The organism is Alteromonas sp. NFXS44, from assembly GCF_040148705.1.
Classification (GTDB): Bacteria; Pseudomonadota; Gammaproteobacteria; order Enterobacterales; family Alteromonadaceae; genus Alteromonas.
On sequence record NZ_JAGDEA010000011.1, the window covers coordinates 70785 to 84742 of the forward strand.

General features: G+C 48.5%; 15 protein-coding genes and 1 pseudogene. 8 read left to right on the top strand and 8 right to left on the bottom strand.

Annotated elements, in window-relative coordinates; all coding sequences use genetic code 11:
* Positions 1-31: 31 nt before the first annotated feature.
* Both ribF and murJ read right to left on the bottom strand, forming a co-directional pair.
* Positions 32-964, bottom strand: coding sequence for a bifunctional riboflavin kinase/FAD synthetase (gene ribF, locus J3369_RS14080; RefSeq protein ID WP_349587976.1), 933 nt, complete (start codon positions 962-964; stop codon positions 32-34).
* Positions 965-1054: 90 nt separating this feature from the next.
* Positions 1055-2614, bottom strand: coding sequence for a murein biosynthesis integral membrane protein MurJ (murJ, locus tag J3369_RS14085; protein WP_349587978.1), 1560 nt, complete (start codon positions 2612-2614; stop codon positions 1055-1057).
* 308 nt (positions 2615-2922) lie between these two features.
* On the opposite strand from murJ, the gene rpsT reads away from it, so the two are divergent.
* Complete coding sequence (gene rpsT, locus J3369_RS14090; RefSeq protein ID WP_349587981.1) at positions 2923-3183, top strand: 30S ribosomal protein S20; 261 nt, start codon at positions 2923-2925, stop codon at positions 3181-3183.
* A 91-nt stretch (positions 3184-3274) separates the two neighbouring features.
* On the opposite strand, the pseudogene J3369_RS14095 reads toward rpsT, so the two are convergent.
* The 3 genes and pseudogenes from J3369_RS14095 to J3369_RS14105 form a co-directional block, all read right to left on the bottom strand.
* Positions 3275-3490, bottom strand: a pseudogene (locus J3369_RS14095) (antitoxin Xre/MbcA/ParS toxin-binding domain-containing protein); the annotation flags it as partial.
* 18 nt (positions 3491-3508) lie between these two features.
* Positions 3509-3700 (bottom strand): hypothetical protein, encoded by a 192-nt coding sequence (locus J3369_RS14100; RefSeq protein WP_349587984.1) that lies wholly within the window; start codon positions 3698-3700, stop codon positions 3509-3511.
* A gap of 135 nt (positions 3701-3835) precedes the next feature.
* A complete protein-coding gene (locus J3369_RS14105) occupies positions 3836-4279 on the bottom strand; it encodes a CPBP family glutamic-type intramembrane protease (protein ID WP_349587986.1) in 444 nt (147 codons plus the stop codon).
* Positions 4280-4688: 409 nt separating this feature from the next.
* Between J3369_RS14105 and J3369_RS14110 the strand changes: the two genes are divergently transcribed.
* The 3 genes from J3369_RS14110 to olsF all read left to right on the top strand — a co-directional run bounded on the left by J3369_RS14110 (position 4689) and on the right by olsF (position 7695).
* Entirely contained in the window at positions 4689-4880 is a 192-nt protein-coding gene (locus J3369_RS14110) for a hypothetical protein (protein WP_303573075.1), read from the top strand.
* 168 nt (positions 4881-5048) lie between these two features.
* Positions 5049-5849, top strand: a complete 801-nt coding sequence (locus J3369_RS14115) for a UDP-2,3-diacylglucosamine diphosphatase (RefSeq protein ID WP_349587990.1) — start codon at positions 5049-5051, stop codon at positions 5847-5849.
* Positions 5850-5976: 127 nt separating this feature from the next.
* The gene (olsF, locus tag J3369_RS14120; protein WP_349587993.1) at positions 5977-7695 is read left to right on the top strand and encodes a bifunctional ornithine lipid synthase OlsF; all 1719 of its coding nucleotides are present in this window, start codon (positions 5977-5979) and stop codon (positions 7693-7695) included.
* Here the strand turns inward: olsF and J3369_RS14125 are convergent.
* Positions 7687-8691 carry a helix-turn-helix domain-containing protein gene (locus J3369_RS14125; protein WP_349587996.1) on the bottom strand — a complete coding sequence of 335 codons (1005 nt, stop codon included), beginning with the start codon at positions 8689-8691 and terminating at the stop codon, positions 7687-7689. The two genes, olsF and J3369_RS14125, sit on opposite strands and share 9 nt — an antisense overlap.
* A gap of 105 nt (positions 8692-8796) precedes the next feature.
* On the opposite strand from J3369_RS14125, the gene J3369_RS14130 reads away from it, so the two are divergent.
* From J3369_RS14130 to J3369_RS14145, 4 genes are read left to right on the top strand one after another with little or no spacing between them, the layout of a single operon-like run.
* Entirely contained in the window at positions 8797-9195 is a 399-nt protein-coding gene (locus tag J3369_RS14130) for a rhodanese-like domain-containing protein (RefSeq protein WP_349587999.1), read from the top strand.
* Entirely contained in the window at positions 9173-9667 is a 495-nt protein-coding gene (locus J3369_RS14135) for a GNAT family N-acetyltransferase (RefSeq protein ID WP_349588002.1), read from the top strand. The genes J3369_RS14130 and J3369_RS14135 overlap by 23 nt, the downstream gene beginning before the upstream one ends.
* Before the next feature lie 57 nt (positions 9668-9724).
* Complete coding sequence (locus tag J3369_RS14140) at positions 9725-10117, top strand: BlaI/MecI/CopY family transcriptional regulator (protein WP_349588005.1); 393 nt, start codon at positions 9725-9727, stop codon at positions 10115-10117.
* Complete coding sequence (locus J3369_RS14145; RefSeq protein WP_349588008.1) at positions 10110-11318, top strand: M56 family metallopeptidase; 1209 nt, start codon at positions 10110-10112, stop codon at positions 11316-11318. The genes J3369_RS14140 and J3369_RS14145 overlap by 8 nt, the downstream gene beginning before the upstream one ends.
* Positions 11319-11383: 65 nt before the next feature.
* Here the strand turns inward: J3369_RS14145 and J3369_RS14150 are convergent, their stop codons facing one another.
* Together J3369_RS14150 and J3369_RS14155 are read right to left on the bottom strand one after the other, a co-directional pair.
* A complete protein-coding gene (locus J3369_RS14150) occupies positions 11384-12904 on the bottom strand; it encodes a DHA2 family efflux MFS transporter permease subunit (protein ID WP_349588011.1) in 1521 nt (506 codons plus the stop codon).
* Positions 12905-13957: an HlyD family secretion protein gene (locus tag J3369_RS14155; protein ID WP_349588014.1), complete on the bottom strand. Its 1053-nt coding sequence runs from the start codon at positions 13955-13957 to the stop codon at positions 12905-12907. It lies immediately after the preceding gene.
* Position 13958 lies beyond the last annotated feature (1 nt).

Consider the following 13958-nt stretch of genomic DNA (forward strand, 5'->3'; position numbering starts at 1 on the left):
GCCGTTGCGAAAAGTCGCAACAATTTGATAATTAAATGCCGGCAATGCCAAACAGCGCTCTTGCTGCCTGCGCATCGCGCTGAATCTGTTGTTTCAATGCGTCAAATGACGCGAATTTTTCTTCATCCCGTAATTTCTTTACCGGATAGACTTTTATCTGCCCGCCGTACAGCGAACCGCTATAGCCAAATATATGCACTTCAAGTTGCGTGCGTTTACCTGCCACAGTCGGACGGGAACCCACATTGGCCACGCCATAATAGCGGGTGTCATTCACATCCACGGTTACGGCAAATACGCCGTTGATGGCCGGGCGTGAACGTTTCAGTAATACATTGGCAGTCGGGAACCCGATTGTGCGCCCTTTTTTCTCACCGTGTACCACTCGACCATCTATCACGAATGGCCGTCCCAGCATGTTACCGGCTTTTTCAAATTCACCGGCAGCCAGTACTTCACGTACTGCTGTGGAACTGATGCGGCAATCATCGACCATAAAGCTCTGGGTACTTGCGACTTCAAATCCCATGCTCTGCCCTGCCCGCTGCAACATGGAAAAGTCACCGCGGCGACCACGGCCAAAACGGAAGTCGTCGCCCACCACCAGGAATTTTACGCCGAGACGCTCAACCAGCAACTCTTCGATAAAGGTGTCTGCAGACTGACTGGCAAAATACTCGTCAAAGCGGACACACAATAAACGGTCAACATCCTGTGCTTTCAGTAGCCGATATTTTTCCCGTAAGGTACTCAGGCGCGCGGGAGCTGTATCAGGACTGAACAGTTCTTCAGGCTGAGGCTCAAAAACCATAACGGTAGAAGGCAAGCCGAGTTCACGGGTCTTTTCATGTACATTTGCCAGTACTGCCTGATGGCCCCGGTGAACACCGTCAAACTTGCCAATAGTCAGCACGCACCCGCTATGATCGGGGCGCAAATTATGAAGACCGCGAATTAATTCCACTTGCTGCCGGGTTCCTGTAAGCCTGAGACTGAATGACAAAGCTCGCGATTATAAACGACCCGCACCGTAATACCAATCGTTGCGCATAGTTTATCCGCCAAATGCCCGAAAGTGTCGTTTGCGGACACCTGAAACAAGCAAAACGAAGAGGAAAACAGCCACAGCGGAGCCAATAGTGAGAGTCACATGGTAAATTTGTGCAGTTAAATCCAGTGCATAAAATGCGTCACCCCGATCAAAATACACAATGACACCCGCCATCAGAGTGCTGGCAATCACCACCTTAATAAGGAAAAACAGCGTTTCTCTGCTGGCCTTATACACACCGTTTTTATGCAGTGTTGTGTAAAGCAGACCGGCATTCAGTGTGGCTGACAAAGAGGTCGCGATAGCCAGGCCAATATAGCCGTAAGGAATAGCGAAAATCAGGTTAAACACCATATTGGCAATCATGCACCAGATCCCGAATTTCACTGGTGTTTTGGTATCCTGGCGTGAAAAGAACCCCGGCGCGAGCACCTTTACCCACATAAAACTGACCAGTCCGAAGGCATAAGCCACCAGCGAATAGGATGCCATACGGGCGGTTTCAGCAGTGAAGGCTCCACGCTGGAAAATAACTGTCATAATCGGCTCAGCCATAAATGCCAGACCCACAGCAGCAGGAATACCCAGTAACGACACCATACGTACGCCCCAGTCCATGTTGCCACTGAATGCTTCGGGGTCGTTCGCCACATGATTGCGCGACAAAGCCGGCAGAATGACCGTTGCGATGGCAATACCGAACAAACCGAGTGGAAACTCCAGCAACCGGTCTGAATAATAAAGCCAGCTGATTGAGCCTGTAACAAGAAAACTGGCAATGAGAGTGTCGAACAGCAGATTGATCTGCCCTACTGACACACCAAACAGTGCGGGGATCATTAATGTGCGTACTTTCACCACACCGGGATCATGCCAGCCCCATTTTGGCTTCACCAGTAATCCGGCACGGTACAGAAACGGCAGTTGGAACAAAAGCTGAACGATACCGCCAATAAAGACGCCCCATGCAAGCGCAAAAGCCGGCTGGGATAAAGCCGGTGCCACGAACCAGGCGCATACTATGATACAAATATTCAGCAATACCGGCGTAAAAGCGGCCACGGCAAAGCGGTTTAATGTATTTAAAATCGCCCCGGCCAATCCGGTTAATGTGATAAAGGCAAGATAAGGAAAGGTGATTTTAAGCATGACAGAAGCGAGCTCAAATTTTTCACCGGCTTCCTCTCCCTGCCACCAGGCAATAAACCAGCCTGTACCAAAAATGGCTGTTAGTACCGGGGAAGCAAGAACACCCAATATAGCTACCACAAAAACAATCGCACCCAGCGTACCGGAGACCTTCGCAATAAAAGCCCGCAGTTCTGCCTTGTCGTCCTGATGGTGCACTTCGGTCAGCACGGGAATAAACGCCTGGGCAAACGCCCCTTCAGCAAACAGGCGTCGCAGAAAGTTGGGAATTTTGTTTGCGAAGAAGAATACGTCAGCTGCCGCGCCGTCTCCCATGAGTTTCGCTACAACGACATCCCTGATTAACCCAAGTATGCGGGAGATAAATGTCATCACACTGACAATGATCCCCGACTTCAATAACTTTCCTGACACACGCGCCCTGCTAACTGAAAAATTCAGACCGCCACTATAGCGGAAGCGGGGGTTTGACGAAATCTCCGCAGATAAAAATTCTGTACCGTGACAGTGTGTTGAATTAAAGATGAAAAAAACATGACAGACAGATGAATTCCCCATTTTGCCCTGCTATAATCCGCGCATCTCACGGGGGATGCCTTTATTGCGCAATCTCAAAACTATTTTTCCTGAGGTGTCGGGCAAAATAGTTTGACATTTGGTCGCCGGATGAGCATAATCCGCACCCTATTTTTTAGACATGTATTTATTTTGGGAGTTACACCTTGGCTAACATTAAGTCTGCTAAGAAACGTGCAATTCAAGCCGAAAAGCGTCGTCAGCATAATGCCAGCCGTCGCTCCATGACTCGTACAAGCATCAAGAAAGTAGTTGCCGCTATCGCTGCAGGTGATAAAGAAGGTGCACAATCTGCACTGGCCGCTGCTACTCCGGTACTTGACAGAATGGCAACCAAAGGTTTGATTCACAAGAACAAAGCTGCTCGTCATAAGAGCCGTCTGTCTGCGCAAATTAAAGCGCTGTAAGACAAGCTGACGAGAAGTAAAAAAGCGCCTTATGGCGCTTTTTTTATGTCCTGAATTTTACCCGGCTTTGAATTTTCACTGACTACCTCCACTAGGCTGTTAAACCAAATTTCAGCCGGTTAACAGAATCCCGGACCATTTCCATACCTACGCCGCTACTACAGAGATCGACAGGCTTCTTATTTCCCAGACCTGTATTTGCTGATTTCATCCATCTGATTGCATTTTCAGCATTGCCGAAACAAACAATTGCTTCATTCATCAATTTTGCCAACTGTAAGGCCCTGTCAGATTCCCTTAATGGTAATTTACCTTTGTGATCTGACTAACTGCAGGACTGCCATGCCCGCAAAGAAACGCCGGGCATGGCAGCTGCACGCGCTTTGCTGACTTCAAACATCTTTGCTATTTGCTTAACTGCACTCAACGGCAAACCCTCTTCTATGATGTCGATAACGCTATCGAAATCAGGTGCGGCATGCTGAGTGAGTTGTCTGTACTCTTTGGCATATTGCATGAGAATCTCCCGTAACGTTAAAAGTTAGTGAACAACAATCAGACAAAACACGCATATTTTCGTACTAACGAGCGAAAATCAGCGCTTATTTTCCAACAACAGCCCTGATAACACCTCCCATTAATCCACAAACAGTTAAATCAACATGGGCAAAATTGATGATACATTGAGTAATATATGTAATAGCAGCGCTGCAACAAAGCCTTTCCGATGACGGTACCTGAGATACAGTCGTGTCATCAGGGCAAAGCTCAGAAAGGTCGTCACTCCCCACCCGACATAAACGATGCTGTGCAGGCCGCCGGCAACGAAACCACAAATAATGATAACCGGACCATCAGTTGTTATTTTCTTCCTCAACTGATGAATAAGCCCTGTAAGGACACAGTTCTCTAAAAAGGGGCCGGCAAAAACGATGAAGATGATCCCCTGCAAACTTACTGACGGATAGCTCTCTTCAGGTTCCGCGGGAAAAGGGATCCCCGCAAAAGATGCAAAGTACACGATAAAAAAAGTCCAGAGAACGCACCACACATAGCTGAGTAAAAGATCAGCCAGCAATTGGATTTGTGAATACATTAAGTCATTACCAGGCATAATACAGGCAGTACAAATTTTCCTGCTCAAAGCCTATCTTCTGTGCCCTTCCGGTGCCACTGCGCTGAGGCACAGTTAATAATGCAAAGTTGACGGGAGGTAATTCCCGCCGCTGCGAAAAAACTACACAAAAGTGTGTTGCCGGGTAGCAACGTCAACGTCATTTTCTTTTGCTAGCGTCAGGTACAGTGCTGAACCTTACCGCCCGGTTACGTGCATTTCGGGGATTTTTTGGCGAACTTTCGCTGGTGATAACAGCAGTAAGCTGAGCTGGTAGAATTTTTGCTAAGGTTGTTAGTGTTAAGAACTTAATGCTGAGTGTCACAGGCGGGAGTTCCTGCTGAGAACCCGGTGCAGTTAACGCACTTGTACAATCAAAGGTGAGATTACAATGATGAAAATCCAGGTACATGATAACAAAGGAATTGAGACCCACGAATTGTCTGCAGACGAGCTCACACCGCAGGTAGAGCGCAAGCTGAAAGCGCTTTATGCATTCGGCGGATACTGCAAAGTAGGAAACACACGATATCAGAGTGCAGAAGTGCTGCTGGCAGATATTGCCCCCCGTATGGCCGGATAAATCGCAAAACTGGCTGCGTCAGCGAATGCGGCCAGTTCTTTCTCCCCGCATATGGCCGTTGTCACGATACTGTCAGACAACCTTCACTAACCTGTAAACCTGCGGTCACCTGACTGTCAATTAACCATCCTAAGATGTCCTTCCAAAGTTACTGCTTTGGGAACGGCTATGAAACGCACTCACTACCGCACACTGTGGTTATCTGACATTCACCTTGGCAATAAAGATTGCAAAGCTGAATACCTTCTCGACTTTCTCAACAATGTCACCGTCGACACCCTCTATCTGGTTGGCGATATCGTTGATATGTGGGAGATGTCGCGGCAATTTCGCTGGCCTGAGGCGCACAACCAGGTGCTTCATACATTTATGAAAATGAGCCGTGAAGGGACCAAAGTGGTGTATTTGCCCGGCAATCATGACGAGCCGTTGCAGTCTTACTCCGGCATGGATTTTGGCGAAATTGAGATCCGCAGAGAATATGTCCATACTACCCTGCAGGGCAAAAAGTACCTTATCGTTCATGGCGATCAGTTCGATGCTGATGTGACCCTGGGAAAATTCCACGCCTGGATTGGTGACAAAGGCTACGACCTGCTTCTGTTCCTCAACCGCTGGTTTAACCGCTTCCGTCAGTGGCGCAACAACCACTACTGGTCTCTGGCAGGCTATATCAAAAAGCATATAAAAGGGGCTAACGAAGCCATCAGCCGTTACCGCGAAGCCTGCTGCGGCAGGGCGAAAAAGATGGGGCTTGATGGTGTGATTTGCGGCCACATCCACCACCCGGAAAGCACCATGGAGAATGGTATCCATTACATCAATGATGGCGACTGGATAGAAAACTGCTCTGCCCTTGGCGAAGATTTACAGGGAAATCTGACGCTCATCAGCTGGATTGATCATATGCAGGCACGGGCGTCTGTTACCGAGTTCAAGCCACGGTCAAAAGCAACGAAAGCAGCTTAGTAAACAAATAATAATTCACCGGCAACGCTGCCAGCAGGTGAAGCTCTCTGTCACGGAAATGCCATGAAACTGTGTAAAAAGCGTCACACTCAGTTGATATCGTTCGCTCAAAACAATGGGATAAAATATGTTTACTGTTGATGATGTACTGACCCGGCATTATCCGCAGGTTGCGGATAAACCCTGGCTATTTAAATCGCTGTCTTTTGTACTTCGCCACCTGCTGCATGAGCGGGAAATGACCGAGTTCAGTGAAACCTATCCTCACTACGTGGATATAGACTTTGTTGAACAGGTGCTTGAGTACTTTAATATCAGCTACTCTACCCGCGATGTGGAAAAAGAACGTATTCCCACCGAAGGCAAAGTTGTCATTATTGCCAACCACCCGATTGGTACCCTCGACGGTCTTGCATTAATTAAACTGGTCAGTGAAGTACGCCACGACTTAAAAGTAGTCGCCAATCAGATGCTGATGGCCGTTGAACCTTTGCACAACATGCTGCTGCCGGTGAATAACATGCAGGGCGGCACCCCAAAGCAACATCTTGAAGCCATCCATAAACATCTGCACGGCGAAGGCGCAGTGTTAATTTTCCCGGCCGGTGAAGTTTCCAGACTCCGGCCGCAAGGGGTTCGTGACACACGCTGGCATACCGGTTTTCTTCGTATTGCCGGACAGACCAAATCCCCTGTACTTCCGGTTTACATTGATGCTAAAAATTCACCGCTGTTTTACGGTGTATCAATGGTTTATAAACCACTTGCAACTGTTCTTCTGGTGCAAGAAATGTTCAGACAACGCAAGAAGCATCTTCCCATGCGGATTGGCGAACTTATCCCCTTCGAGGCATATAGTCAGCTTACACTCCCGCTGAAAGAGCAGGTAAAACTATTCAAACAACACCTCTACCGCATTGGCAGAAACCGTAAAGGACTGCTGCAAACTCAGGCGCCTATTGCTATGCCTGAAGACCGCAAAGAGCTTACCCGCGCCATAAAGCAATGTGAGCACCTGGGTCATACTGCTGATGGCAAACATATTTACCTGTATCAGCATCAGGGGTATTCACCCATCATGCGGGAAATAGGCCGTCTGCGTGAAATTGCATTTCGTGCTGTGGGTGAAGGTACCAACCGCCGCCGTGATATTGACCAGTACGACTCGCACTACTATCACCTTGTTTTATGGGATGAGAATGATCTTGAGATTGCCGGCGCATACCGTTTCGGTGACGCAGAATTGCTGACGGCTGACGGGCATCCCACCGGCCTGTATTCAGCCACTCTGTTTAACTACGGCAATGATAACCATGCCCTGTTTAAAGAAGGGCTGGAGCTGGGCCGCAGCTTTGTTCAGCCTCAGTACTGGGGAAAACGAAGTCTGGATTACCTGTGGATTGGCATAGGTGCCTTCTTAAGACGTTATCCTAAGTACCGCTACCTGTTTGGTGCGGTATCGATAAGTAATGCCTACCCGCAACCTGCCAAAGATTTGCTGGTGCAATTTTACCGCACGCATTTCCCTGCAAAGTTCGGCAGTGCTTCTTCACGCCTACCCTATCAGGTTTCACCGGAAGTTCAGAACATGTTTCCGGGTGAAGATTACAAAAAAGAATTTACGCTGTTAAAACACCTGCTTGCCAATATGGGTGTCAACGTTCCGACGCTTTATAAGCAGTACTCCGAAATCACTAAAGCTGGTGGCGTCGCATTTCTTGATTTTAATGTCGATCCTGATTTTAACGACTGTATCGATGGCCTGGTGGTAGTAGACACATTCAGTCTCACGGAAAAGAAACGTAAGCGCTACCTTGAGGATATCTCTCTGGCAAAATCAGCCTGACAAGGCTGAGTTCGTATCTACGCTGGCCGCGGCATGCTGTTCCGCGGCCGGATAGCGTCCAAATTGCATGCGGTAGGTGCCTGGTGATACTGATATATGTTTCTTGAAACTGATTCGTAATGAGGCTGCATTTTCGAACCCGGCACGCATTGCAACGGTTTCAACCGGTAGCTGTGTGCTTTCGAGCAATTGCCTGGCCATTTCCAGCTTGCGTTGAGTCAGCCACATGCCGGGTGTCATACGAAAACTGCGCTTGAACTGACGATCAAACGTGCGTCTCGTCATATTGGCTTTGGCTGCGATATCACTTATCGTCAGTGTATGAGACAAGTTCCTGACCGCCCATTCCAGACTTTTTGACAAGCTGGTATTGCCGGCAGACACCGGCTTTGCCACAAACTGGGATTGTCCGCCACTTCGATGAGCCGGTAACACCAGTCTGCGGGCAACATTGTTAGCTGCTTCGTGCCCGAAATCACAACGGATGACTTCGATACCCAGGTCAATACCAGCGGCACTGCCGGCAGAACAACCGACCTGACCATCGTAATGATAAAGAATATCATCACGAAACTGAATATACGGAAACTGCGCTTTAAGTGCACTGGCATACCGCCAGTGTGTTGTTGCAACTCTGTTATCAAGTAAACCGGCTGCAGCGAGCAGAAATGAGCCGGAGCAAAAACTGATTGTTCTCCCCCCGCGGGCATGGTGTTGTTGTAATTCCCTCAGATAAATATCTGGCACATCAACCACTGAAGCGCGGAATGAAGGCACAACCAGTAAATCACATGGCGGAAGTGCTGATACTCTCCGGCACATCAGGCTTTCACCCGATAACCCTGCATAATGTGTGTCTGTCAGAGACACAGTTTCTGTCGTGTACCACACCGGAAATTCATCGCGGGGCAAAGCAAAAAGCTCTGTTGCGCAACCATATTCAAACAGTGACAAACTTTCTGTGAGAAGAATGATGACTTTTACAGATTGCTGCATTTTAAAATTGTCCAAATTTTTACGCTCAATGTCCTTATAGACACTAACCTGAATTTGCATGATCCGCGATAATAGAGATGACCAAAAATTAAACGGAGAACAACCATGCCATCTAATGTAATAAGACCTCTGCCCTCAGGCAGCGAAGAAGCACTCAAACACTTCCAGAATTTACTGAAATTTGAAACAGACTGCTGGGACGTTCACTACGCCATGCACCACAATCTGCAAGACTTTGTTTTACTGGATGTAAGAGGTATAGAAACAGCGAAAAAAGGCTACATTAAAGGCGCAGTTTTTATGCCGCATGCCACTATCAATGAGGAAAGTTTGTCTGCATATCCTGACGACACTGTGTTTATTGTGTATTGCGCAGGCCCGCATTGCAACGCAACAGAAAAGGCAGCCATTCGCCTTGCCAGACTGGGCAGACCGGTTAAGAAAATGATAGGCGGTGTAACCGGCTGGCTGGATGAAGGTTTTGAGCTCAGTAAAGATGTCTGAAATTATTGTCCGGCACGCCACGGAGGCTGATTGTCTCCGTGTACTTGAACTGATGAAAGAGCTCGCAGACTTTGAGGGTTACCTGGATAAATTCCGGGTGACCACGGACTCACTGAAACACCAGTATATCTGTGAAAAACGCTTTCATATTCTGGTTGCAGAACACGAAAAACGGGTGGAAGGTATTCTTGTTTATTACTTTTTACCTTTTACATACGATCTGACCCCCTGGTTATTTATCAAAGAACTCTATGTTTCCGGCCATTGTCGCGGAAACGGAGCCGGAGAACAGCTATTCCGGCATGCCCGGCTGGAATGCCTTGCCCTTGGCGGCACAAAAATGAAATGGGAAGTGCTGGCAGATAACAAGCGTGCACAATCCTTTTATGCAAAACAAGGCGCATTGACAGAACAGGCATGGCAAACAATGAGTCTGCCGGTAAAAGGACATTGGAAAAAACTTGCACAATAGAATTACAAATGTAATCTTAAAGCATCTGACTACATTTGTAATCTATGGAGCAAGACCATGTCTGATGATCCACAAAAGCCGGAAATATCCAACGCCGAGTTTAATGTGCTTGATGCGTTATGGGATGGACACCCGGCATCATCTGCAGAAATCATTGAGCGACTGAATTGCCGCAAACCCTGGCACGAAAAAACCGTAAAAACCCTGCTCGGACGGCTCGTAAAGAAGAACGTTGTTCGTTTTGAGAAAAGCCAACGACGATACTTATACTCACCTTTGATCGCCCGCGAAGATTACACCGAAAAGGAAACAACCAATTTTGTCAGCCGGATGTTCAAAGGCAAAATTGCACCTATGGTTGCCGGCTTTGCAAACCAGAACAGTCTTTCCAGGCAAGATGTGGATGAGTTGAAAGCTCTGATTGAAAAATGGGAGAACCACAATGACTGACTGGTTGCTGCAACAACAAATTGTGCTATCCGTCACACTCATTTTTTTGATTTTGACAGTACGCTATCTTACTCAGGCTATAGGTGCTTACCTGACCTACCGGCTCTGGCTGATGGTTCCCCTGGTGTTAATTGCGCATAACCTGCCAGCATCGGACGTCAGCCTGCCTGCCGGGCCTGTGACCCGCTTTGTTACCGGTACAGGCCAGATAATCGCCACGCCTCAGGGTAACATATACTTGTTCATCTGGGCTGCGGGGGCAATACTGATTGCAGCTTTTGTCATTTCCCGCTACATGGCTCTGGCCAGAGACATTGCAGGCTCACACTGCAAAACCAACAAGTATGCGCAAAATTATGTTGTAAGTTCAGCAGTTACAACCCCTTTACTGTTTGGCCTGATGCGTCCGCGCTTGATCATGCCGGTGTTTTTCCACAGCGCATTTTCAGCACCGCAACAGGCAATGATTATCGAGCACGAGCAAACCCATCTGCGCCGGGGCGACCATCTCTGGAATGCTTCAGCGCTGATATTGCTGAGCCTGTTCTGGTTTAACCCGCTTACGTGGGTGGCACTTTATGCCCTCCGCACCAGCCAGGAAGTGTCGTGTGACGCTGCTGTCCTTCACAACAAATCGCAAACAGACAAAATTCTTTATGCAAAAGCACTTGTGCAGTGTGCCGCGCATACCACCTGCAACAACAACTTGTACCCGGCTTACGGAGAAAAGAAGACTATGCTTACACGACTCACACAAATGCAAAAAAACACTAAGATCAACAAAACAATTACTCTGGCAACCTGCCTTGCTATCAGTATTTTTACAGCAAACACTGCGCTGGCGAAGCTCGCCGGAACGCCTGTGAAAGCAGAACAGGTTAATCTTGCGCAGCCAGTTATGCGAATTGACCCTGTCTACCCCGCTGAAGCCGCCGCAAACAATCAGGAAGGCTCGGTAATATTAAAATTTGATATTTCTGCCACCGGCACTACAGAGAATATTGAAATTGTGGATGCCTTTCCTGATGGCGTTTTTGACGAGAGTGCCAGAGCTGCCCTGTCTCAGTGGGAATATAAGCCACGGGTTCAGGGTGGTAAAGCCATGCGCCAGACAGGTATACTGGTTCAACTGGATTTCCGTCTTGATAACACCCGTTCATCAAACGCAGATGAATTGGAGAAAATCAGCGTAACGCGGTAACGTTTTATGAATGGAATGATCAAAGCCGGGGCAAACCGTTGCCCCGGCTTTGTTATATTGACTGGTTATGCTGCTTTGGCCGGCGCAGTTGCAGGACGCATAAGCAACAAAAGCGGAACCGATGCCAGAGTGATCCACATCATCAGACGAAAATCCTGCAGATATGCCAGCGTGGTCGCCTGAGTAGTTACCAGTGTATTGAGGCTGCTCAACCCTGTACCCGACGTCGCGTAAATTCCGTGAGCCACACTTTCCTTAAAGCCTGCATTATCCAGCGACATAAATTCTGCAAATACTGCATGATTCCGCTGTGCAGACTGAGCCAGATAGGTCATCACCACAGAGATGCCGATGCTGCTGCCAATGTTACGTAACAAACTGAACAATGCTGTTCCTTCATTCCGGTACGAGGCCGCCAGAGTGGCGAAACTGGCGGTTGAGAGGGGAACAAAAACGAAACCCAGGCCCAGCCCCTGAATTACACCGGTACGGATAATTTCATGGGCACTGACATCCGCAGTAAACAGAGTCATCGCCCATAATGAGTAACTCATCAGCATGAGTCCGGTAAATATCATCAACCGCACATCGACTTTACCTGACAAGCGTCCCACCAGAATCATTGAAATCATAGTACCTATTCCTCTCGGAGCAAGCAGGTAACCTACATCCACCACCGGATAGCCCATGAGGTTCTGCATAAACGGTGGCAACAGCGCCATGGTAGCCAGCAGAATAATACCGACGATAAAGATAAACAGCAGTCCCACCGAAAAGTTTCTGTCCCGGAACATGGCCGGTTCGATGAAGGGTTTGCGGTGAGTGAATATATGCACAATAAAGAGATACATACCCAGCGCTGCCATTGCCGCTTCGATAACGATTTCTCTGCTGGCAAACCAGTCCTGAGACTCTCCTCTGTCCAACATCATTTGCAACGCGCCAATGGCCAGCGCCAGCATGGCAAAACCTGTAAGATCAAAACGTCTGTCAGGATCCAGCTCAGTTTCCGGGACAAATCGCATAAGACCAAACCATGCGAGGATACCGAATGGCAGGTTGATGTAAAACACCCAGCGCCAGTCGTAATATTCAGTCAGTAATCCGCCAAGGGTAGGTCCGAGAATAGGACCGAGCATAACGCCCACGCCCCACATGGCCATCGCCTGTCCGTGTTTTTCTTTCGGCCAGGTATCCAGCAGTACAGACTGGGATAACGGCACCAGGCTGGCGCCGAAGATCCCCTGCAACAACCGGAAGATCACTATCTGATTTAAGTTCTGCGCTGCGCCGCAAAGCATGGATGCCACAGTGAATCCGACGACTGACCACATGAACAAGCGGCGGCGGCCGAATCTGGCACTGAGCAAGCCCGTAAGCGGCATGAAAATCGCTGCGGCAACAATGTAGCTGGTCAGCACCCAGCTTATCTGATCCTGTGTGGCACTCATACTTCCCTGCATATGGGGCAAGGCCACGTTAGCGATAGTCGTATCCAGTGCCTGCATGATGGTCGCCAGCATCACCGATAAGGTGATCATGACGCGGTTAGCAGGTGATGATGACTTATCCGGCTGTACAGACATCTACAGTGTCAGCCCTAATACCGAACGCTGATGCTGAGTGTCAATTTCCGTAATCACACTGAGCCCTGCTCTTAGTAACGGTAAATCATGCTCATCATCAATCCGGATGCGCACAGGCAACCGCTGAGCGATCTTTACCCAGTTCCCGGTCCCGTTCTGCGCGGGCAGCACTGAAAATTCCGCGCTCGTTGCCGGACTCAAACTCTCTACCACTCCGTGCCACTGGTGATCCGGATAGGTATCGACATTGATGGTCACATGCTGACCGGGCTTAACCCAGGTCAGATCGGTTTCAGTATAATTTGCCTCAATCCACATTTGCCGGTTCATGACCATCGACAAGGCCTGACTACCGGCAGCAAAATACTGCCCGGTTTTAGGCGGTATACGCACTACCCCGTCCTGCGGTGCCAGTACCTGTGTATGTTTGTAATCAAGCAATGCTTCCGCCAGCGTCGCTTTTGCCGCCAGATAATCAGGGTGCTGCTCTGCCGGCAGTGTATTGCTGCCTCCGAGAGACTCTGCGATTTGTTTTAGATCATCTTTTACCGCCAGTACGTTAAGTCTGGCAATGGCTACATTTTGATGGGCTGCGTCAAAATCTGCATCCGATACATAGCGCTTTTTCAACAGGTTATCCTGACGAACTTCCTCTTTTTGCGCATAGGCCAGCTTACTTTCTGCCAGTTTCAGTTCCGTTTGCTTCTCAACGTAAGAGGCTTTCAGGGCAGACAGTTCTGTTCTGACCTGTGCCATATTCGCAGCGGCCTTCTCCATAGCTACCTGATAAGGTTCAGCGTCAATTTCAAATAGAATATCGCCTTTTTTGACTTGCTGATTTTCACGCACATTGACATGAATAATATTGCCGCTGACCTGAGGACTGATTTGGATTAGATCGGCTTTAACATAAGCATTGTCTGTTTCAACCAGTCGCCCGCCGTGTAACCATGCTGCACCGCCGGCAAGGCATGCCAGTACAGGAACAACGACCATAAACAAAAATCTTTTGCTGCGTGAAGACGGCGCAGCTTTTGTGGATTCTTCTGACATT

Excerpts from the sequence above, each read along its gene's own strand:
- J3369_RS14125 (WP_349587996.1), bottom strand. The coding sequence starts at position 8,691 with ATGCAGCAATCTGTAAAAGTCATCATTCTTCTCACAGAAAGTTTGTCA.
- J3369_RS14140 (WP_349588005.1), top strand. The coding sequence starts at position 9,725 with ATGTCTGATGATCCACAAAAGCCGGAAATATCCAACGCCGAGTTTAAT.
- olsF (WP_349587993.1), top strand. The coding sequence starts at position 5,977 with ATGTTTACTGTTGATGATGTACTGACCCGGCATTATCCGCAGGTTGCG.
- J3369_RS14115 (WP_349587990.1), top strand. The coding sequence starts at position 5,049 with ATGAAACGCACTCACTACCGCACACTGTGGTTATCTGACATTCACCTT.
- J3369_RS14110 (WP_303573075.1), top strand. The coding sequence starts at position 4,689 with ATGATGAAAATCCAGGTACATGATAACAAAGGAATTGAGACCCACGAA.
- J3369_RS14155 (WP_349588014.1), bottom strand. The coding sequence starts at position 13,957 with ATGTCAGAAGAATCCACAAAAGCTGCGCCGTCTTCACGCAGCAAAAGA.
- J3369_RS14150 (WP_349588011.1), bottom strand. The coding sequence starts at position 12,904 with ATGTCTGTACAGCCGGATAAGTCATCATCACCTGCTAACCGCGTCATG.
- J3369_RS14130 (WP_349587999.1), top strand. The coding sequence starts at position 8,797 with ATGCCATCTAATGTAATAAGACCTCTGCCCTCAGGCAGCGAAGAAGCA.
- J3369_RS14105 (WP_349587986.1), bottom strand. The coding sequence starts at position 4,279 with ATGTATTCACAAATCCAATTGCTGGCTGATCTTTTACTCAGCTATGTG.
- J3369_RS14100 (WP_349587984.1), bottom strand. The coding sequence starts at position 3,700 with ATGCAATATGCCAAAGAGTACAGACAACTCACTCAGCATGCCGCACCT.
- J3369_RS14145 (WP_349588008.1), top strand. The coding sequence starts at position 10,110 with ATGACTGACTGGTTGCTGCAACAACAAATTGTGCTATCCGTCACACTC.